This window comes from Mesorhizobium sp. CNPSo 4689, assembly GCF_057784325.1.
The window spans coordinates 1-17,254 of the sequence record NZ_JBWLUZ010000058.1 but is presented as its reverse complement, the minus strand read 5'-3'; the positions used below and the strand labels follow the sequence as shown (position 1 = coordinate 17,254).

The following is a 17,254-nucleotide window of genomic DNA, read 5'->3' as shown; positions in this document are numbered from 1 at the left end:
CCAGATCAAGGCCCACGGTGGTAATCTGCATGGCGGATGGCTCCTTAGCTCGGGTTGCCTGACAGCAAACCCACTGTGGCACTGTGATGCCGGGAGCGGGAGCCATCCACCTCATCTGCTTTCAGGAACCGGCAAAAGTTATCTCTACGAACGACATGCGGCGCAAAGCTGCCGTTCGCGTGGTGGAAGACGTAGGTCGGCTTCGGGTCAAAGGTTGACGTTCAACGGGCGAACATCCTTGCACTGACGAGGTGACCACCGACCGGCAAATCTTGCTCGCTACTCTCGGTTCCCGGCCAACTGTGCCCGTGCATCCCGGATCGAGGCGGCGTAGGTCACAAGCGGCCGTTTGACGCCGTGGTTGATCAGCATGCGCCTTGTCTGTGGCGAAGCGCCGGCGATGATGAAGCGCACGCCGGCGCGTCTGGCCTTGTGGGCCGCACCCTCGATGACATTGGCCGCCGTCGAATCGAAGAACGGCACCGCCGAGCAGTCGAGGATGAAGTTCTTGCGTTGGTCGGCGATACGGTCAAGCACTGTGCCGACGGTCGAAGCGGCGCCGAAGAAGAACGCGCCCGAGATCCGGTAGACGACGGTATCGGCATCGCTGGCCTCGCTGGAATCATAGGTGCTGGCGCTGTCTGCCACGTCCTCCGGCACCAGCGATTGATCGGCCTCGACCGCAATGCTCTTGGCCATGCGGTCGATGAACAGGATCGAGCCCAGCACGAAGCCGACGACGATGCCTTCGGTGAGATCGCGGAAGACGACGATCAGGAAAGTCGCCAGCAGCACCAGCGCGTCGCCGCGCGACGTGCGCAGCAGTGTGGCGAAGGCCTGCTTCTCGACCATGTTCCAGCACACCACCGCCAGCACGCCGGCCAGCGCTGCCAGAGGGATGTAGCTGGCTAAGGGTGCAGCCACCAACATCAGCACCAGCAGGATCACCGCATGGATCATGCCGGACACCGGCCCGTGCGCGCCGGCCCGCACATTGGTGGCAGTGCGGGCAATGGTGCCGGTGGCGCAGATACCGCCGAACAGGGCCGATGCGATGTTGGCAAAACCTTGCGCCACCAGTTCGCAGTTGGAACGGTGCCGCCGTCCGGTCATGCCGTCGGCGACCACGGCCGACAGCAGCGATTCGATCGCGCCGAGCAGCGCAAAGGCGATGGCATCCGGCAGCACGTCGATCATCCTAGCGAGGCTCACCGACGGGAAGGCCGGCCATTGCAGGCTGCGCGGGATGCCGCCGAAACGGGTGCCGATCGTCTCCGCCGGCAGCGAAAGCAGCGCCACGATGACCGAGGCCAGCCCGATGGCGATCAGCATCGCCGGCCATTTCGGCCGCCAGCGCTTCAGCAAGGCGATGGCCACGATGGTCAGCACCGCCACGAAGGTCGCTGAGAGGTTGATCGTGCCGGCCGCCTCGCCGACCGCCATCAGCTTCGGCACCAATGGCCCGGGTTCCTTGCCGGCAAGCTTCAGCCCGAACAGTTCGACGATCTGGCCGGAAAAGATGATGACGGCGATGCCGGCGGTGAAGCCGACGGTCACCGGATAGGGGATGAACTTGATGTAGGTGCCGAGCCTCAGATAGCCGATGACGAGCAGGAAGATGCCGGCCATCATCGTCGCCAGCAGCAGCCCGTCGACACCGACCCGCGCCGTGGTCGCCGCCACCAGCACGATGAAGGCACCGGCCGGCCCGCCGATCTGGAAGCGGCTGCCGCCGAGCGCCGAGATGATGAAGCCGCCGACGATCGAGGTGTAGAGGCCGCGCTCCGGAGTCACGCCCGAGGCAATGGCGATCGCCATCGACAGCGGCAGCGCCACGATGGCGACAGTCAGCCCGGCGATGGCATCGGCCCTGAAGTGCTCGAGCGTGTAGCCCTCGCGCAGCACCGTCACCAGTTTGGGCGTGAACAGTTCAGAGAAAGTTGGCCGTACCGGTTGATGCGTCTTCCGCCGGATCTGATCCATGGACTGCCTTCCGCGTCTCGGAGGCGGCGGGGATCGTCGGCAGGATGTCGGCGGTCGCCGTCGCGACTTTCTTGCGGGCTCAGTTCTGTGGGTTCTGCGGCGCTGGCTTGAGGCGTACGCCCCTGCCGCCGCGCTCGCTGGCCTGGTTCTCGCCGATCAGCTCCACCCCGGCCTCGTCGAGGGCCTGGATGACCTTCATCAGCGTGTCGACCACGCCCCTGACGACGCCGTCGCTCGCTTCCATGCGCTGGATGGTCGGAAGCGAAACTCCGGCGCGCTCGGCCAGCGTCTTCTGATCGATGCCGGCCAGCGCCCTTGCGGCGCGCATCTGCGCGGCGGTGATCATCGGCCAGAACCCTTGTCTGAGTCTGCAGTGTCAATGGATAATATAAGGATCATGATGTTTCAAGCATCATTACAAACAGATGAAACATGGGTCATTCGCTATCCGTCACCGCTTTGCGCCGCTGCAGCACGCGCGCCACGAGCCAGCACAGCATGGCCCAGGCGAAGCCGGCGCACCAGCCGGCCAGCACGTCGGAGGGCCAGTGGACGCCGAGATAGACGCGACTGATGCCGACCAGCACGGTGGTCAGCACCGCGAGGCAGAGCACAAAGATCTTCGTCGTCCGGCCATGCAGGAAGCGGGCCGCCAGCGAGCCGAGCGTCAGATAGGTCACCGCCGACAGCATGGCGTGGCCGCTCGGGAATGAGAACGACGTCTCGTTGACGAGATGCGAGACGAGATCCGGCCGCGGCCGATCGATGCCGGCCTTCAGCAGGCTGGACAACACCTGGCCGCCGGCCACGGCGACGAAGATCAGCAGCGCCGTTGCCGGCCTGCGGATCATCAAGAGATAGACGATCACCGCTGCCGTGATCAGCACCAGCACACTGGCGCTGCCGAGGCTGGTGATGTCGCGCATCGCCCCTTCCAGCCACGGCGGCCCGATCGGGCTGTCGGGTTGGCCCGCCTTGCGGAAGGCGAGCAGGATTTCGGTATCGAAGGCATGCGCCGTGCTCGCCCGCGCCACCTCCATCAATTCCTCGAAACCCCACAGCCCGCCGGCGATCACCAGGCCGGCCAGCAGCACCGGGAATTCGATGCGGTTGAGCAATGCGTGAGCGAAGGTCTTCATCGGGTCCCGCTAGAGTGGTTCATCGTTTCACGGAAACGCCGAACCGCTCTTTCCCTTTGTTTTTGGCGCAATTCCGAACGGAAAACCGTTTCACACTTTTCCTGAAATTGCTCTAGAGGCGCGTTTGCAGATAGGGCCCGAGCATGATCAGCGCCACCGCCGCGACCGCCAGCACGATGCCGGTCGCCTGCAGCGCGTTGACGCGTTCGCCGAAGAACACCAGCGCCACGACATTGACCGACACCAGTTGGATCACCGCCGACAGGCTGAACGACACCGACATGCCGAATTCGCGGATCAATCTCAGCATGATAAGATTGCCCAGCGAATAGAGCGCCAGCGTCACCACGATCTTGCCCAGGCTCGGCGCCAGCCCCCATTGCTTGGCCGCCGTTGCCGCCAAGAGGAAGATCACGGTCGAAATGCCGAGCTGAAGTAATCCGGAAAGACTCACTTTTTGCCCCTGAATGACGTTTGTGGCAGCCCTTGTTTCCGAAGCGTGCCGGGACGTCAAGCAACGTCCATCGCACCAAGGTCCGGCTGGTGATTGAACCCGGCTTACAATGTCACGAAAGTGTGATCAGCCGACTGTAAGGGTCGAACAGGTACCCATGCTCCAGCCACACCAAAAAGCCAGAGGCAAGTCTCATGACCGACGATCGCTCCCCCGACGCCCGTTTCCGCACCAGCCTGCTCGAGGAAAATGACGGCCCGGCCACCAACCCTACCGACAACCGCACCATGGGAGAGATCATAGCCTCGCGCTTCTCGCGCCGCGGTTTTCTGAAAGGTTCGCTCGCCGTCTCGGCCATTGCCGCCACCGTCAGCCCGCTGGCATTGGTCAGCGCCAACAATGCCCGCGCCGCCGAAGGTTCGGCCTTCTCCTTCGACGAGCTCGAAGCCGGTATCGACGACAAGCATCACGTAGCACCCGGTTACGATGCCGATGTGCTGCTTCGCTGGGGCGACCCGCTGTTTGCCGATTCGCCTGAATTCGACCCGACGAAGCAGTCGGCCGAGGCCCAGCTGAAACAGTTCGGCTACAACAACGACTATGTCGGCTATATCCCGATCGACGGCTCGGCCGAGCACGGCCTGCTGGTCGTCAACCACGAATACACCAACTCGCACCTGATGTTTCCGGGCATCGTGAAAATCGTCGACAAGGACGGCAAGAAGGCGCTCGAAGTCGCACCGCTCAGCAAGGAGCAGGTCGATGTCGAGATGGCAGCACACGGCGGCACCATCGTCGAGATCCGCAAGGACGGCGGCAAATGGCAGGTCGTGCGCGACGGCAAGCTCAACCGCCGCATCAGCTCCAACACCGAAATGGCGCTGTCCGGCCCTGCCGCCGGCCATGACCGCCTCAAGACCAGCGCCGACCCGTCCGGCACCAAGGTCATCGGCACCTTCAACAATTGTGCCGGCGGCGTCACGCCCTGGGGCACCTATGTCATGGCCGAGGAAAACATCCACGGCTATTTCTCCGGCGAACTGCCGGCCGACCACAAGGAAGCCACCAACTACAAGCGCCTCGGCATTCCCGAAGGTGCCTATGAGTGGGGCGCGCACTATGACCGTTTCGACCTCGCCAAGGAACCGAATGAGGCCAATCGCTTTGGCTGGATCGTCGAGGTCGACGTCAACGACCCAGCTTCGACGCCGCGGAAGCGCACCGCCATGGGCCGCTTCAAGCATGAGGGCGCCGAATCGATCGTCGCCAAGGATGGCCGCGTCGTCTTCTATCTCGGCGATGACGAGCGCTTCGACTATGTCTACAAATTCGTCACCAAGGGCACGTTCAACCCGAACGACCGTGCCGCCAACATGAACCTGCTCGACGACGGCACGCTGCATGTCGCCAAGTTCGTTGAGGACGGCTCGGTCGAATGGCTGCCGATCGTCTTCGGCCAGGGCCCGTTGACGGCCGAAAACGGTTTTGCCGATCAGGCCGACGTGCTGATCGAGACGCGCCGCGCCGCCGACCTGCTCGGCGCCACCAAGATGGACCGCCCCGAGGACATCCAGCCCAATGCCGGCAACGGCAAGGTCTATGTCATGCTGACCAACAATTCCAAGCGCAAGGCAGAGCAGGTCGACGCCGCCAACCCGCGCGCCGAGAATGCCTTCGGCCACATCATCGAGATCGTCGAGGACGGCGGCGACTTCACCTCCACCAAGGGCAAGTGGGAAGTGCTGCTGAAATGCGGCGATCCCGCGGTGGCCGAAGTCGGCGCCACCTTCTCGACGGCGACGACAGCCAATGGCTGGTTCGGCATGCCGGACAATTGCGCCGTCGATTCGGCCGGGCGCTTGTGGGTCGCCACCGACGGCCAGGGCCCGAAGGCCACCGGCCGCACCGACGGCCTGTGGGCGGTCGACACCGAAGGCACCGCGCGCGCGACGTCAAAGCTGTTCTTCCGCGTGCCGATCGGCGCCGAAATGTGCGGCCCGCTGTTCGCGCCGGACGACCAGACCGCTTTCGTCGCCGTCCAGCATCCGGGCGACGGCGGCGAGGACTGGGAGCCCTTTGGCCGGCCGTCCTACTATGAGGACCTGTCGACCCGCTGGCCCGACTTCAAACCCGACATGCCGGTGCGGCCGTCGGTGGTCGCCATCACCAAGCAGGGCGGCGGCAAGATCGCGGTCTGACACGGCCAGTCTGGAGAGATTGGACAATCGAGGAGGGATTTCGGCAACCCGAAATCCCTCCCTTTCTATTTAGGGATCTATCAAGCCTCGGGAAAGATTGGCAATTTAAGCGTGGCGCCCTAGGTCTTTATCAGGAGATCGCCATGCCGAAATCCATTTATGATCGTGGCCTGCTCAAGCCTGCTGATATCGCCAGGCTGCAACGCGTCTTTGACGAAGCCTGCCAGCGGCGCGAAGCCCATCCCGAGTCAGCCGAGGCGCGGGAAATCGCCCTGACCCTGCTTGCACTGCACAACGCCGGCATGGTCGAGGAGGACATGCTAATGGAAGCCGTTGGTTTCCGGCGGCTTGATTCAAAGTCGGCTTGATGTCCACGGGAACAGCCGCTCACGCGCCCCTATGCAGCATGTTGGACCACGGCCATATTCATCGTGCTTCTCAGCCGGAAGCCAATCGACTCGTATAGTCTTATGGCCGCAGCGTTGGTGACATAGGCATGGAGATAGGGAACTTCGCCGCGCGCCATGATCTGGTTTGCCACGAACAGGGACAGCAGCCTGCCCAGGCCGCGGCCGCGAAAGTCCGGATGCGAGCACACGCCACTGAGTTCGGTATAGCCAGGTTGCTTCATGCGGTCGCCGGCCATCGCCGCAAGTCTGCCGTCGATCTTCACGCCCCAGAAATCGCCGAGGCTCAACGCCTCAGCCGTGAACGGGCCAGGCTTGGTGACCGATGCCAGGGCGAGCATGTCGGCGGCGTCGTTTCGCGTCAGGCGTTGCACACGCTCGTCGGACACGATCGGCAACGGCTGTTCGGCTGTCATCTGCACCAGGCACGCGGTCGAAACCGCAGAAAGCTCCGCAGGCAAGACGATTGCATCCGCCTGGACCAGGATGGTGCTCTCGAGTGGGGGAATGAGCCTACTGAGCGCCTGCTGGCTTTCCACGTCGTCCGCGGCAGTGCCGGCGAAAGGAACAATTGATGGCCAGTATCGCCTAGCGAGGTTGTCGCCTTGCGCGAAAGCCTTATGTCGTGTCGCGAGCGCGCTCCATATAGGGCGGTCAAGCAGGTGCTTCATTGCACGACTGCCCCGGCCTTCTCGACACGACGGTCGATGGGAGCCGCCGCAAGCCCGTCTTCGATGGCGGCCAGTTGATCCAGAAGCGGCCCCGAAAGATCTGCACACAAATCCGCGACGGCTTTCTCGATGCGTGGCCAGACGTCGCGCTTCGCAACATCGACCAGCCGTCGACCGTCCCGGGTGAGCGAGACAATCCTGCGCCGCTGGTCGTTGTTTGACTGGCCGACTTCGACCAACCCCAATTCGGCCAGAAGCGAGACGCTTCGCGTGACGCCCGGCTGCGCAATCCCAAGAGACTGCGCCAGTTCACCGACCGGCAGCGGCCCGAGCCTGTCGAGCGCGGCAAGGAGCGGATACTGGCTCGACTGAACCGGGACATCCAGGCGATCGAGCACTCGCTGCGTATCCGCCTGCAACTGCTCGCCTAAACGCTTCAACCTGCTGCCCAGGCACAAGAAGCCAAGAGATCGAATGACGTCTTCCATGATCAATCCGTCTAGACGAAACAATAACATGTTATATAATAATGCATGGAAAGTCAAAGGCCTCTGCCGTAGGGCGCAACTCGAGCGAGTGATGGCCCAGGGAATAAGGCCGCTGCCATCCGCCGCCTTTTGGCCGAGATTGCCCTGCAGATGGCGCCGATTGCGCCCTCTATGGCGCATGCGCGATATGATCGATAAATCAGGTCGCGTCAGTGCGACTGATTCGAGGCCCGTGGGCTGGCGGGTCTTCCTTTTCGACACGCGGACCGGCCATGCCCTCCTTGCGCATCATCATCGACAGGTTTCTTGAAGGCGCAGCACCCAAGGTTCCGCGCCAGGAGCTGACGCATGTCGAGCGCCTGGCGCTGGTTCGCCGGCATGGCGATTTCTCGCTCGCCTACTCGACCGCCGTGCAGCAGAAACTGTCCTATTTCGGCGACAGCGACGGCTACATCGCCTTCGGTACCAAGATGAAGCACCATTTCGCGCTCGGCGACCCGGTGGTCCATCCGCCTGACCGGCTCGCCTACATCAGACGTTTCGTCGAAGCCGCCGGTGGCCCCTGGTTCGTGCAGATCGGTGCCGAGACCGCGCGCGTGCTGGCCTCGCTCGGCTATCAGGTCAACCGCTTGGGTATCGACACCAGGCTGCCGCTGCCCGACCATGATTTCTCGGGCAAGCGCAACGAAACGGTGCGTTACTCCGAGCGTTGGTTGCTGAAAAAGGGCTATTCCTTCGAGGAAGACAGGCGCAGCATCTTCCTCGACGAGATCGCCAGGCTTTCCGAGAACTGGCGCGGCGAGCGCATCGTCAAGCGCTGGGAGATGGGCTTCCTCAACCGGCCGTTCGCCGACCATCTCGGCATCGACATGCGCCGTTTCGTGCTGCGCGGCCCCGATGGCGAGCTCGTCGCCCTGCTCGACTTCGATCCGCTGTTCAGTGGCGGCAAGGTCATCGGCTATACCACGGCCTTCAAGCGCAAGCATGTCGACGCCACCCCGCATGCCGAGATCGGCCTGACCAAATTCGCCGTCGACCGCTTTCGCGAGGAAGGCATTTCCGTCGTCACGCTGGGCCTGTCGCCGCTGGTCGACATCGAAGCCAGCGGCTTTGCCGAATCGAACTTCTGGCGCGGCACCTTCCAGCGCGCCTACGGTTCCGCATGGGTCAATCGCTCGAAGTTCAATTTGCAGGGCCAGGCGGCGTTCAAGCGCCGCTTCCACGGCCAGGAGCAGCCGACCTATATCGCCTTCCGCAAGGGGACATTTGTCGAAATGCTGGGGCTACTGCGGCTGGTGAAGGCAATCTGAACCGGCCGACCGGTCAGTTCCTTAGCCGGTAGCCCGTCCTGAAGATCCAGGCGACGATCGCTATGCAGATGAGCAGAAAGACGACAGTCATGCCGAGGCTGATGCCGACCGAGACATCCGACTTGCCGTAAAAGCTCCAGCGGAACCCGCTGATCAGATAGACGACCGGATTGAACAGCGTCACCGTGCGCCAGATGTCGGGCAGCATGTTGATCGAATAGAAGCTGCCGCCAAGGAAGGTCAGCGGCGTGATGATCAGCAGCGGCACCAGCTGCAGCTGCTCGAAGCTCTTGGCCCAGATGCCGATGATGAAGCCGAACAGGCTGAAGGTCACCGCGGTCAGCACCAGGAAGGCGAGCATCCACACCGGATGTTCGATGTGGAGCGGCACGAACAGCGACGCCGTCGCCAGGATGATCAGGCCAAGGATGATCGACTTGGTCGCCGCACCGCCGACATAGGCAATGACGATCTCAAGATAGGAGACCGGCGCCGACAGCAGCTCGTAGATCGAGCCGACGAATTTCGGGAAATAAATGGCGAAGGAGGCATTCGAGATCGACTGCGTCAAAAGCGACAGCATGATCAGCCCGGGCACGATGAAAGCGCCGTAGCTGATGCCGTCGATCTCGGTGATGCGCGAGCCGATGGCCGAGCCGAAGACGACGAAATAGAGCGATGTCGAGATGACCGGCGAGATGATGCTCTGCAGCACGGTGCGAAAGGCGCGCGCCATTTCCACCCGGTAGATTGCCCATACTGCACGAAGATTCATGGCCGCGCGCAGGTTCATGGCTCTTGCCTCAAAAGATTGACGAATATCTCCTCGAGCGAGCTGTTTTGCGTGTCCATGTCGCGGAAATGGATGCCGGCGGCCTCGAGGTCGCGCAGAAGCGAGGCGACGCCTGGCCGATCGCTCTGGTTGTCATAGGTGTAGGTCAGCTGCTGGCCGTCCGGCGACAGCTCGAGCGCATAGCGCGAGAGCTTTTCGGGGACGGTGGCGAGCGGGCTGCGCAGCTCCACCAACAGCCGCTTGCGGCCGAGTTTGCGCATCAATTCGGCCTTGTCGTCGACCAGGATGATCTCGCCGCGGTTGATGACGCCGACGCGGTCGGCCATCGCCTCGGCCTCCTCGATGTAATGCGTGGTCAGGATGATGGTGACGCCATCCTCGCGCAGCCGGCGCACCATCTCCCACATGTCCTGGCGCAGCTCGACGTCGACGCCGGCCGTCGGCTCGTCGAGGAACAGCACGCGCGGCTCGTGCGACAGCGCCTTGGCGATCATCAGCCGGCGCTTCATGCCGCCCGACAGCGTGATCGCCTTGGCGTCCTTCTTGTCCCACAGCGAGAGGTCGCGCAGAACCTTCTCGACGAATGCCGGGTTGGCCGGCTTGCCGAACAGGCCACGGCTGTAATTGACCGTCGCCCACACGCTCTCGAAGGCATCGATGGTCAGTTCCTGCGGCACCAGCCCGATCAGGCTGCGCGCGGCGCGATAGTTCCGGTTGATATCGTTCCCGTCCACGGTGACGGTACCGGACGAGCGGTTGACGATGCCGCAGACGATCGAGATCAGTGTCGTCTTGCCGGCACCGTTCGGCCCGAGCAGCGCGAAGATCTCGCCGCGCTCGATGTCGAGGTTGATTTCCTTCAGTGCCTGGAAACCGGTGGCGTAGGTCTTGGTGACCCCGGAAATCGATATGATTGATGGCATGGCTGAAAACGGCTGCCTGAAACGCGTTGTTGAGCGGAATCCGGTGAATGTCGGTGCGCGCGGCCGGAAGTCAATGCCGCTCCTGACAGTTCTGGCCATTGACAGTGTGTACAACTGACGATTTGCAGCCGGATGCTGCGACAACGCGCCCCGCGTGACGCCAAGCCACTTTGACCCGGTCGGGCTTGCGCCCTATTCTGCAACAACAAGCAGCAGCCGGAGCCCGCCATGGACCCGCTCATTCTGTCGCGCATCCAGTTCGGCGCGAATATCTCGTTCCACATTCTGTTTCCGGCGATCACCATTGCACTTGGCTGGGTGCTGCTGTTCTTCAAGTTGCGTTACAACGCGACCGGCGATTCCGCCTGGATGCGCGCCTATTTCACCTGGGTGAAGGTGTTCGCCTTATCCTTCGCCATGGGCGTGGTTTCAGGCGTCACCATGAGCTTCCAGTTCGGCACCAACTGGCCGGGCTATATGGAAACTGTCGGCAACATCGCCGGCCCGCTGCTCGCCTATGAGATCCTGACCGCCTTTTTCCTCGAGGCGGCCTTCCTCGGCATCATGCTGTTCGGCTTCCGCCGCGTCTCCAACCGTATCCACACCTTGGCCACGGTGCTGGTCGCCGGCGGCACGACGGTCTCGGCCTTCTGGATCATCGCGCTGAATTCCTGGATGCAGACGCCGGCCGGCTTCGAGATGCGCGACGGCGTGGCGCATGCCGTCGACTGGTGGGCGATCGTCTTCAACCCGTCCATGCCTTACCGGCTCGTCCACATGCTGCTTGCCTCGGGCCTGACGGTGTCCTTCCTGATCGCTGGCCTGTCGGCGCTGCGCTATCTCTACGGCGACCGTTCGGAATCGATGTGGAAGGCGTTGCGCACCGGCGTCTTCACCGCCGCGATCCTGATCCCGATCCAGATATTCGCCGGCGACCAGCACGGTTTGAACACGCTGGAGCATCAGCCGCAGAAGATCGCCGCCATGGAGGCCAACTGGAACACCGGCCCCAACGTGCCGCTGGTGCTGTTCGCGTGGCCCGACGAGGCAGCCAGGGAGAACAGGTTCGAGCTCGCCATTCCCGACGGCGCCAGCGTCGTGCTGCGCCACAGCACCAGCGGCGTCGTGCCGGGCCTCAACGACTATCCCGGCAACCATCCGCCGGTCTTCCCGGTGTTCTGGGGCTTTCGCATCATGGTCGGCACCGGCGTCCTGATGCTGATCGTTTCCTGGTCGGCAGCCTTCTTCCTCAAGCGCCGCCACAGCCTGCCAAAACCGCTGGCGCTGCTGATGGTGCCCATGACCATCTCCGGATGGGTGGCGACGCTCGCCGGCTGGTACACGACAGAGATCGGCCGCCAGCCCTGGCTGGTCACCGGCGTGCTGAAGACCGCCGACGCCGTCGGCCCGGTCGCCGGCAGCCATGTCGCGCTGACGCTTGCCGTCTATCTCATCCTTTATGTGCTGCTTCTGATCGCCTATCTCGGCGTGCTGGTGCACCTGGCGCTGAAGGCGGCCAAGGATGGCGACGCCTCGCCGCTGCCCGGCGTCATGAACGCGGCATTGTCGCAGCCGGCTGCGGGAGAGTGACATGACCTTCGACTGGCCAACCTTGCTCCCCCTGATCTTCGCCGGCCTGATGGGCCTCGCCATCCTGATCTACGTCATCCTCGATGGTTTCGATCTCGGCATCGGCATCCTGTTCGCGGCCGCCGAAGACGCCGAGCAGGACACGATGATCGCGGCGATCGGCCCGTTCTGGGACGCCAACGAAACCTGGCTGGTGCTGGCCGTCGGCCTGCTGCTGGTCGCCTTCCCGCTGGCCCACGGCACCATCCTGACGGCGCTCTACATTCCGGTGTTCCTGCTGCTGCTCGGCCTGATCCTGCGCGGCGTCGCCTTCGATTTCCGCGCCAAGGTGCCGGCCGGCAGGAAGCGTCGCTGGAACCGCATCTTCTTCCTCGGCTCGATCATCGCCTCGCTGGCGCAGGGCTATATGCTGGGCGTCTATGTGCTCGGTCTCGATGTCGGCTTCGGCGGCGTGGCCTTCGGCGCGCTGGTGGCGCTCTGCCTCGCCGCCGCCTATGCGGCGATGGGGGCCGCCTGGCTGATCTACAAGACCGAAGGCGAAATGCAGAAGAAGGCGGTGCGCTGGCTGCGTACGGCGCTGGTGCTCGCCGCACTCGGCATGGCGGCGGTGTCGCTGGCCACGCCCTTCGCCAGCCCGCGTATCTTCGACAAATGGTTCGTCTGGCCGCAAATGCTCTATCTGTCGCCGCTACCGATCTTGTCGGCGCTGCTGTTCGTCTGGCTGTGGCGGCAGACCTTCCGTCTGCCCAGGCCGGACGACCGCCATGCGCTGACGCCGTTCCTGACCCTGGCCGCCATCTTCGCGCTCGGCTTTGCCGGTTTGGCCTGGTCGTTCTACCCGTTCGTCGTGCCCGACAAGCTGACCATCTGGCAGGCGGCGTCGGCGCCCGAAAGCCTCGCCATCATCCTCGCCGGCACGGTCGTCGTGCTGCCGATCATCATCTTCTATTCCTTCTACGCATACCGCGTGTTTGGCGGCAAGGCGACGGACCTGACGTATGATTGAGACGACAAAGGCTGGAGTCAGGGGCGGCGCATCAATACCTTCGTCATCCTAGGGTCTCCGCGACGTCGCTTCGCTCCTGCTCCGCCCTAGGATGACGAAGGGAAGGAAGGAGGGCATCGCTGCCCGCCCCCCAACCCTCAGTTACTGGCCGAAAGCACCAGCACCGGCTTTTCGCTATAAAGCTTCGGGAACATCGCCTTCAAATTCGCCACCTTGGGCAGGTCGTTGTAGACGATGTAGGGATAGGTCGGGTTCAGCGTCAGAAAATCCTGGTGGTAGTTCTCCGCCGGATAGAAGGCCTTACCGGTCTCCAGCGTGGTGACGATCGGCTTCGAAAACACCTTGGCCTTGTCGAGTTGGGCGATGTAGCTCTCGGCGATCTTCTTCTGCGCGTCGTTCTCGGCAAAGATGGTCGAGCGGTACTGGGTGCCGCTGTCCGGGCCTTGATAGTTAAGCTGCGTCGGATTGTGCGCCACCGAGAAATACACCTGCAACAGCTGGCCATAGGTTACCTTGGACGGGTCGTAGGTGATCTCGACCGATTCCGCGTGCCCGGTGCGGCCGGTGCCGACCGTCTCGTAGACGGCGTTCTCCTGGCTGCCGCCGGCATAGCCGGAAACGGCGCGGCTCACGCCCTTGACGTGCTGGAACACGCCCTGCACGCCCCAGAAACAGCCGCCGGCGAAGACCGCCTTCTCGGTGCCGCTGCTGGCCTTCTCGTCCAGTGCCGGCGGCGGGATCACCACCGCGTCCTCGGCCGAGACGGCCGGGCCCTGCCACAGCGCGGCCCCCGCTGCCGCGAGGATGAGGGCGGCCAGCGCGCCCCTGGCGAAATTGGCCGATCGCCGCGCGGCTTTTTTGTGAATGCCGGTCATGTCTGATCTCCCATGATGGTGTCCTATTATATGGCGGATCGCACCGCCCTTGTCTCACATTGCCGTGCGCCGCATTCCGGCTCGGCCCAAAAAGGCACCGTCCCTGACCTGGACAGGGAACGGCCATGGCCAGGGACGGCCGGAGGCGAGCCGAAGCTAGCTGGCCGCCCCCATCGCGTCGCAGGCCTTGGTCGCCTCGTCCTTCTTCATGGCGTCGGTTTCCATGGCGGCCTTGTCCATGCAGTCCTTCTTCATCGCATCGGTCGCCATCGCCGGTTTCATTGCGGCCGGTGCCGGCTTCATCGCGTCCGTGGCCATCGCGTTAGCCGGCTTCATCGCATCCTCGGCGCGCGCGATGCCGCCGGCAAACAGCGCCGTCGAGCAGAGCGCGAAGGCGAGTGCCGGCAGCGTCAGGCGAGAGAAATGGGTCATGGTGGTCTCCTCTGGAGGGTTGATGGCGCGAGGGCCGGGAAGTGCGCCGCCGCTCCATGCGGCGTCGCAAATTGCTAGTTGGTGGCGGCGGCCAGGATCGGCCCGCCGGGCGACTGCACCAGCACGGCGGTGCTCAGATCGCCGGAATCGGCGGGCAGGGAAAACGCCGTCGCCTCGCCCGTCCAGTTGCCGAGCTTCTTCAGCGCATGCACGACATTGGCGTGCGGCAAGGTGCGGCCGGTGTTTTCGCCGCGCGCCACCGGCACCTCGATGACGCCCTGGCGGTAGCGCACCAGCCAGACATCGGCGCGCCCGGCGGGCGCCTTGCCGGCGCCGATGGCGATCTTGCCGTTGGCGAGCGACAGCGAAGGGCCGTTTATGCGGCCGCTGCTGGCAATCAGCTGCTCGATCTCGCCGGGACGCGCACCGACCGCATCGGCATCGCCATTGACCACCACTTGCGGCGTGAACGGGCCGGATCGGCCGAGCGCCGGCTCATAGTTCACCTGGCGCTGCGTGAATTCTTCTCTGCCGAACGTGTCCTTCCAGCCGAGATAGTCCCAGTAGGTGACGTTGAACGACAGCGCCAGCACGCCGGACCGGTCCTTGACCTTGATCAGATTGGCATTGGCCGGCGGGCAGGAAGAGCAGCCCTGGCTGGTGAACAGCTCGACCACGGTCAGCGGCTGGGCAGAGACGGCACCCGTTGCGGCAAGCGCCAGCAGCACCGCACCGGCGCCAAGCCGCATCGCGCCCCTTATCGCCTTTGATCCAGTCATCTTGGGTCTCCGTTGCAAGCTGGGGCCATGACAACGGTTTCGCCGGCGCGGGGCGCTTCGTTACATCGTTCACCGCTTCGTGATCGGCGTTCTTTCCTTCTCCCCTTGTGGGAGAAGGTGGATCGGCGCGCAGCGCCGAGACGGATGAGGGGTGCTGGACGGAACGCAACGGCTGGTTAATCTGACGCCATGCCGCATCAGCCCGTTCCACCAGCCAAACGCAGCTTTGCCCGTTCACTTCGGCGCGAAATGACGGAAGCGGAAGGCAGGCTATGGCACGAACTGCGGGATCGCAGGCTCGACCGGATAAAATTTCGGCGTCAGATGCCAGTCGGAAGATACGTCGCCGATTTCGTCTGCTTCGAAGCCGGCCTGATCATCGAGATCGACGGCAGCCAGCACGCGAACTCTGATTCTGACCGGACCCGCGAAGCTGAGCTAAGGGCGAGGGGCTTTCGCGTGCTGCGCTTTTGGAATGACGATGTCCTGAAGGATTTGAACGCCGTCTGCGATACAATCATCGCCTGTGTGAGGGACATGAGCTTGCAGCCGTGGCGGTGATGGAGAGCCGCTAGCGCCAAGCTGGAACACCCCTCATCCGTCTCGGCGCTGCGCGCCGATCCACCTTCTCCCACATGGGGAGAAGGGAAGATCGGGCAGCGCCCCCTACTGCGTCAGCACCGTATCCGAAGGCCGCTGGTTGAAGTCGCACTTGCCGATCACGGTGTAGAAGAAGTCGGCGTTGGAAACCGCGGCCGGCACGGGATTGCCGCCGTCCTCCCAGGCCTGGTAGCCCGGCTCGCCGCAGGGCACGGCGGTGAAGATGTCGACGGTCTGGCCGGTTGCGATCTCGGGCATGTCGGTCGGGCTTGTGCCGATATAGAGCCGGTTGGAGGTGGCCGGATCGTTCGACTTCAGGATCTTCGGCGAGCCGGACGGCACGTCCATCTGCAGATAGAGGCTGCTCATCTGGCTGACGTCGACCACGGCGCCGGCGCCATTGGCGGGATACATCGTATCGACACAACCATATTTGGTGCCACTCGAGTCCGTCTGGATGGCCGTTCCGGCGGGCAGGCTCTTCTGGAGGTCCTTCGTCTTGCCGACCACGCAGACCTGTTTCTGGACCGTCGTGGTGACGTCGGCGCCGCCCGAATTGGTGATGGTGTTCACAAGGGTTGTGCCGTAACCCTTCGGATCGCCGGTGTTGCCATAGGTATAGGTGATCGTCATCAGCGGCTTGGCGGTGGTCGCACCGAACTTCGTGCCGTAGAGCGTCATCGTCTTGCCCCAGTAGCCCGACACCTTTGTGACCTTGAACGTGGTCTGCACCAGCGCCGGCCGCTTGCGCACCGCCGAGCCGACGGCGACCTGCACCGTGTCGATCCTGGCAATCTGCATGAAATTGGTCGGCATCGGATAGCTCGCCGAGGCCTTGCCAGTGGCGGTGCCGTCGGCAGCGATGTCGAAGCTGTCGAGCTTGGCGGTGCCTTGCCCGCCATTGGCGGCGAAGGACTGCTCCAGTGCCGTCTGGCGATCGGCCTTCGAGGTGCCGGCCGGCATCGTGATGATCGACAGGATCGCCGCATCCAGCGCGTTCTGCATGCTGCCGCGCGTCTGTACGGCCGATGTGTAGTCGACCGAAAAGCCGACGGCGAGCGCCAGCGGGACCAGGGCGATGATGAAGACGGGCACGAGCGAGCCGCTGGTCGAGCGGAGGAACTGTTTTGCAAACCTGGGCATCTTGGGGCTTTCGAAGGCTGAGGTTGGCCGGTTGTGTGGCCGCGAACTATGCCCCAAACCCGTGGATTAAAGATTAAGAGAGTCTAATGTTCCGATACACCTCTGCCGACGCCTGCGCGTGTAGTCCCGGCAAGGGCATCAGGTGGTGAGCGAGGGGCGCCGCCCCTCACCTGCCTGCCGGCATCCTCTCCCCGTGTAGTGACGGGGAGAGGGGTGCTCTCATCGACGATTTCGCCAATCATCAGCGTCGCAAGAAGGGTGCCGAGGTCGCGGCCAGCCCTTCTCCCCGTCACTATACGGGGAGAAGTGCCCGGCAGGGCGATGAGGGGCGGCGCAGACCTCCCGGGACCATGCGCCGGAAGCGGCATGCCGCGCAGCCCTTCGCTGTCGCTTCGGGCGTTCGTTGTTCGGAAAGCCAAGCAGTTGGCTTTCCGTCCGCTGCGCGGACCACGCCCCACCCCGC

At 63.6% G+C, this 17,254-nt stretch carries 18 protein-coding genes; 6 read left to right on the top strand and 12 right to left on the bottom strand.

What is annotated here, in order from left to right; translation table 11 throughout:
- Positions 1–279: 279 nt before the first annotated feature.
- The 4 genes from AC04SI_RS31765 to AC04SI_RS31750 form a co-directional block, all read right to left on the bottom strand.
- Positions 280–1,983 carry a SulP family inorganic anion transporter gene (locus AC04SI_RS31765; RefSeq protein ID WP_488475595.1) on the bottom strand — a complete coding sequence of 568 codons (1,704 nt, stop codon included), beginning with the start codon at positions 1,981–1,983 and terminating at the stop codon, positions 280–282.
- A 79-nt stretch (positions 1,984–2,062) separates the two neighbouring features.
- On the bottom strand, positions 2,063–2,329 hold the full coding sequence (locus AC04SI_RS31760; RefSeq protein WP_192178138.1) for a helix-turn-helix domain-containing protein: 267 nt from the start codon (positions 2,327–2,329) through the stop codon (positions 2,063–2,065).
- 91 nt (positions 2,330–2,420) lie between these two features.
- A complete protein-coding gene (locus AC04SI_RS31755; protein WP_404282013.1) occupies positions 2,421–3,122 on the bottom strand; it encodes a phosphatase PAP2 family protein in 702 nt (233 codons plus the stop codon).
- A 112-nt stretch (positions 3,123–3,234) separates the two neighbouring features.
- Complete coding sequence (locus tag AC04SI_RS31750; protein WP_192178136.1) at positions 3,235–3,576, bottom strand: hypothetical protein; 342 nt, start codon at positions 3,574–3,576, stop codon at positions 3,235–3,237.
- 194 nt (positions 3,577–3,770) lie between these two features.
- Between AC04SI_RS31750 and AC04SI_RS31745 the strand changes: the two genes are divergently transcribed.
- Both AC04SI_RS31745 and AC04SI_RS31740 read left to right on the top strand, forming a co-directional pair.
- Positions 3,771–5,774, top strand: coding sequence for a PhoX family protein (locus AC04SI_RS31745; RefSeq protein WP_404282015.1), 2,004 nt, complete (start codon positions 3,771–3,773; stop codon positions 5,772–5,774).
- A 143-nt stretch (positions 5,775–5,917) separates the two neighbouring features.
- Positions 5,918–6,142, top strand: a complete 225-nt coding sequence (locus AC04SI_RS31740) for a hypothetical protein (protein ID WP_006200566.1) — start codon at positions 5,918–5,920, stop codon at positions 6,140–6,142.
- Positions 6,143–6,171: 29 nt separating this feature from the next.
- Here the strand turns inward: AC04SI_RS31740 and AC04SI_RS31735 are convergent, their stop codons facing one another.
- Complete coding sequence (locus AC04SI_RS31735; protein ID WP_404282017.1) at positions 6,172–6,852, bottom strand: GNAT family N-acetyltransferase; 681 nt, start codon at positions 6,850–6,852, stop codon at positions 6,172–6,174.
- Positions 6,849–7,340, bottom strand: a complete 492-nt coding sequence (locus AC04SI_RS31730) for a MarR family winged helix-turn-helix transcriptional regulator (RefSeq protein ID WP_404282019.1) — start codon at positions 7,338–7,340, stop codon at positions 6,849–6,851. The genes AC04SI_RS31735 and AC04SI_RS31730 overlap by 4 nt, the downstream gene beginning before the upstream one ends.
- Before the next feature lie 272 nt (positions 7,341–7,612).
- Here AC04SI_RS31730 and AC04SI_RS31725 point away from each other — a divergent pair, with 272 nt between their 5' ends.
- Complete coding sequence (locus AC04SI_RS31725; protein WP_404282021.1) at positions 7,613–8,650, top strand: phosphatidylglycerol lysyltransferase domain-containing protein; 1,038 nt, start codon at positions 7,613–7,615, stop codon at positions 8,648–8,650.
- Positions 8,651–8,663: 13 nt separating this feature from the next.
- On the opposite strand, the gene AC04SI_RS31720 is transcribed toward AC04SI_RS31725, so the two are convergent.
- Entirely contained in the window at positions 8,664–9,425 is a 762-nt protein-coding gene (locus AC04SI_RS31720) for an ABC transporter permease (RefSeq protein ID WP_006206179.1), read from the bottom strand.
- A 14-nt stretch (positions 9,426–9,439) separates the two neighbouring features.
- A complete protein-coding gene (locus AC04SI_RS31715; RefSeq protein WP_404282023.1) occupies positions 9,440–10,366 on the bottom strand; it encodes an ABC transporter ATP-binding protein in 927 nt (308 codons plus the stop codon).
- Positions 10,367–10,594: 228 nt separating this feature from the next.
- Here AC04SI_RS31715 and AC04SI_RS31710 point away from each other — a divergent pair, with 228 nt between their 5' ends.
- Positions 10,595–11,956 (top strand): cytochrome ubiquinol oxidase subunit I, encoded by a 1,362-nt coding sequence (locus tag AC04SI_RS31710; RefSeq protein WP_404282027.1) that lies wholly within the window; start codon positions 10,595–10,597, stop codon positions 11,954–11,956.
- Position 11,957: 1 nt separating this feature from the next.
- Positions 11,958–12,962 (top strand): cytochrome d ubiquinol oxidase subunit II, encoded by a 1,005-nt coding sequence (locus tag AC04SI_RS31705; protein WP_404282029.1) that lies wholly within the window; start codon positions 11,958–11,960, stop codon positions 12,960–12,962.
- A gap of 137 nt (positions 12,963–13,099) precedes the next feature.
- Here the strand turns inward: AC04SI_RS31705 and msrA are convergent, their stop codons facing one another.
- The 3 genes from msrA to AC04SI_RS31690 form a co-directional block, all read right to left on the bottom strand.
- On the bottom strand, positions 13,100–13,837 hold the full coding sequence (msrA, locus tag AC04SI_RS31700; protein ID WP_404282031.1) for a peptide-methionine (S)-S-oxide reductase MsrA: 738 nt from the start codon (positions 13,835–13,837) through the stop codon (positions 13,100–13,102).
- Between the two features lie 156 nt (positions 13,838–13,993).
- Positions 13,994–14,269, bottom strand: coding sequence for a pentapeptide MXKDX repeat protein (locus AC04SI_RS31695; RefSeq protein ID WP_404282032.1), 276 nt, complete (start codon positions 14,267–14,269; stop codon positions 13,994–13,996).
- A 74-nt stretch (positions 14,270–14,343) separates the two neighbouring features.
- A complete protein-coding gene (locus tag AC04SI_RS31690; protein WP_404282034.1) occupies positions 14,344–15,048 on the bottom strand; it encodes a DUF1223 domain-containing protein in 705 nt (234 codons plus the stop codon).
- 189 nt (positions 15,049–15,237) lie between these two features.
- On the opposite strand from AC04SI_RS31690, the gene AC04SI_RS31685 reads away from it, so the two are divergent.
- The gene (locus AC04SI_RS31685; RefSeq protein WP_404282036.1) at positions 15,238–15,609 is read left to right on the top strand and encodes an endonuclease domain-containing protein; all 372 of its coding nucleotides are present in this window, start codon (positions 15,238–15,240) and stop codon (positions 15,607–15,609) included.
- A 105-nt stretch (positions 15,610–15,714) separates the two neighbouring features.
- Here AC04SI_RS31685 and AC04SI_RS31680 read toward each other — a convergent pair whose 3' ends face one another.
- Positions 15,715–16,791: a TadE/TadG family type IV pilus assembly protein gene (locus AC04SI_RS31680; RefSeq protein ID WP_488475594.1), complete on the bottom strand. Its 1,077-nt coding sequence runs from the start codon at positions 16,789–16,791 to the stop codon at positions 15,715–15,717.
- Between the last annotated feature and the right edge of the window lie 463 nt (positions 16,792–17,254).